The following is a 2396-nucleotide window of genomic DNA, read 5'->3' as shown; positions in this document are numbered from 1 at the left end:
ACCGGCATCCCCCACTGAGGAGACTCATGTTCGGGCTCAACCGCGCACGAAGGACCGCCGTCGCCGCCGTCGCGGCGACCGCGGCCGCCGTCACCACCGCGTTGCTCAGCGCCCCCACCGCTGTCGCCGCGCCCCAGCCCATCGTCGGCGGCACCACGACCACGACCACCGCGTACCCGTTCATGATGCAGATCACCGACGCCTCGCAGAACCAGTTCTGCGGCGGGACCCTGGTGTCGGCGACCAAGGTGGTGACGGCCGCGCACTGCATGGTGGGCGAGAGCACCAGCAGTGTCCGGGTGGTCGGCGGCCGCACCTACCTGAACGGCACCAACGGCACGGTCAGCAAGGTCAGCAAGATCTGGATCAACCCGTCCTACACGGACGCCACCAACGGCGACGACGTCGCCGTGCTGACCCTCTCCACCTCGATGCCGTACACGACGGCGTCGTACGTCTCCTCCTCCCAGACCAGCGTGTACGCGGCCGGCACCACGGCCCGCATCCTCGGCTGGGGCACCACCTCGGAGAGCGGGAGCTCCTCCAACCAGCTGCGGACCGCGACCGTGCCGATCGTGTCCGACTCCAGCTGCAAGAGCTCCTACGGTTCGGACTTCGTCCAGACCGACATGGTTTGCGCCGGATACACCTCCGGCGGCGTAGACACCTGCCAGGGCGACAGCGGCGGTCCCCTGCTCATCGGGGGCGTCCTGGCAGGGATCACTTCTTGGGGCGAGGGCTGCGCGGAGGCCGGTTACCCGGGTGTCTACACCCGGCTGACCACCTTCTCCAGCCTGGTGACCGCGCAGGTCAACTCGTGACCCGGAAGATTTCCTGAGCACCCCTCAGGTGAAGACCGGGGGCGTTGCGGGCTACCACGAGCAGCCCGCAACGCCCCCTATCCATGTCCTCACCCCGCTACGACGGTCCCGAACCGCACGCCGCCCGCGCCCTCCGGATGCGTGAGCGCGAGCAGCCGCTCCCCCTCCGCGACGACCTCGTCCCGCCGGGCCCCGCCGAGCGTGCCGAACAGCTCGACGACCAGTCCGTCGTCGGCCGGCTTCCACACCCCGGCGAGGAAGCCGTCGACGAGCAGGGTGCGGTACGCCTGGTTGCCCCGCCAGCTGCGCCCCCGCAGCTCCCGCGGTACGACCCGGGTGCGGTCCGCGTGGGAGAGCAGCAGGTTGTCGAACTCGGGCAGGAAGCGCGGCGGGGCCGGGGTGTCCGGGTCGGGCCGGGGCGCGTCGGGCAGGTCGAAGAGCTCGACGCCGCTCTCGTCCCGGAACGTCACGAGCCGCGGCCTGAGCCGCTCGAAGACCTCCCGCAGCCTGGTCAGTCCGGCCCAGGTCTGCATGTCCTGCACGGAGGCCGGTCCGAAGGCGGCGAGGTAGCGCAGGACGACGGTCTCGGCCGCCGGGGCGGGCTCGGCGGGCCGGCCGAGCCAGCGCTCGGCCGTGGTGAGCGCGACCTGGCCGCTGTGTCCCCACAGTCCGCGCGGGGTGACCTGGACGAGCGGCAGCAGGCAGCGCGCGGCGACCGCCAGGGCCTGCGGGTCGGCGTCCGGCCACTGCGCGAGCAGCGCCTCGCGCAGCTCCTTCATGGTGCGCGGCGCGGCCTCGACCAGCTCGCGCGCGAGGACGGCCAGCCGGTCGAGGTCGACGCCGGTGAGCCCCTTGCGGAAGTTCGTCAGCTCCCGGTCGCGGGCGGGCTGGACGAAGGGCCGCAGGGTGAGGCAGTCGGCGGCGGTGTGGGTGTGGATCGTGGAGCGCATGGTGACGATCCGGACGACCTCGCGAGCGGCCATGGCACCCGAGAGCTCCTGCGGGGTGAAGCGGTCGAGACGGGCGGCGAGCGCGTAGTACGGCGGCTTGACGTTCTGCGCCTGGAGGCCGAGCAGGTGCTCGATCGCCGCCCCGGCGGACAGCGGTGAGCGGCGCAGGAGCAGCTGCCGGTCGAGGGTCGCGCGGTTGAGGGCGCGGACGCCGAGCACAGGGGCGGCCGCGGCCGTCGTCGTCTTCGTCATGCCCCGCACGCTAGCGCCGCTTGCGGACACCTATGGTCCGCAAGCCGGCCACGGGCGCCGGACGGCGCCGAGCCGCACCCGGCACCCGGCACCCGGCACCCGGCACCCGGCGAGGCCGACGCCACGCCCGCGCCGTTTGCCCCGTATATCCTGCTACCTGATCAAACAACGACGGCGGGGAGGACGGGGAGGACGGCAGGGACCGGGAACAGGACGCGAACCGTGCCCGCAGCGCACACCGCGACCGTGGACCACGCGGCCGCAGGCTCGACCGGGAGGCAGCCACGATGTCCGAGCGACGCCACGCAGCCGCCGGAGCCAGGAAGCCCGTCTGGCGCCGCCCCCTGCCGCCGCGCCCACCGCAGCCGGCCCC

At 73.1% G+C, this 2396-nt stretch carries 2 protein-coding genes; one reads left to right on the top strand and one right to left on the bottom strand.

Going from position 1 to position 2396, the window contains the following annotated elements; genetic code table 11:
* The first annotated feature begins 26 nt into the window (after positions 1-26).
* Positions 27-821 carry a S1 family peptidase gene (locus FNH09_RS46100; RefSeq protein WP_152895829.1) on the top strand — a complete coding sequence of 265 codons (795 nt, stop codon included), beginning with the start codon at positions 27-29 and terminating at the stop codon, positions 819-821.
* 89 nt (positions 822-910) lie between these two features.
* Here FNH09_RS46100 and FNH09_RS46095 read toward each other — a convergent pair whose 3' ends face one another.
* The gene (locus FNH09_RS46095) at positions 911-2023 is read right to left on the bottom strand and encodes a winged helix DNA-binding domain-containing protein (RefSeq protein WP_152895828.1); all 1113 of its coding nucleotides are present in this window, start codon (positions 2021-2023) and stop codon (positions 911-913) included.
* Between the last annotated feature and the right edge of the window lie 373 nt (positions 2024-2396).

This window comes from Streptomyces adustus, assembly GCF_009377175.1.
Taxonomy (GTDB): Bacteria; Actinomycetota; Actinomycetes; order Streptomycetales; family Streptomycetaceae; genus Streptomyces; species Streptomyces adustus.
This window is presented reverse-complemented; position numbering and strand designations above follow the sequence as displayed.

Bases quoted from the DNA above. Each gene is read 5' to 3' on its own strand.
- FNH09_RS46100 (WP_152895829.1), top strand. From the start codon at position 27: ATGTTCGGGCTCAACCGCGCACGAAGGACCGCCGTCGCCGCCGTCGCG.
- FNH09_RS46095 (WP_152895828.1), bottom strand. From the start codon at position 2,023: ATGACGAAGACGACGACGGCCGCGGCCGCCCCTGTGCTCGGCGTCCGC.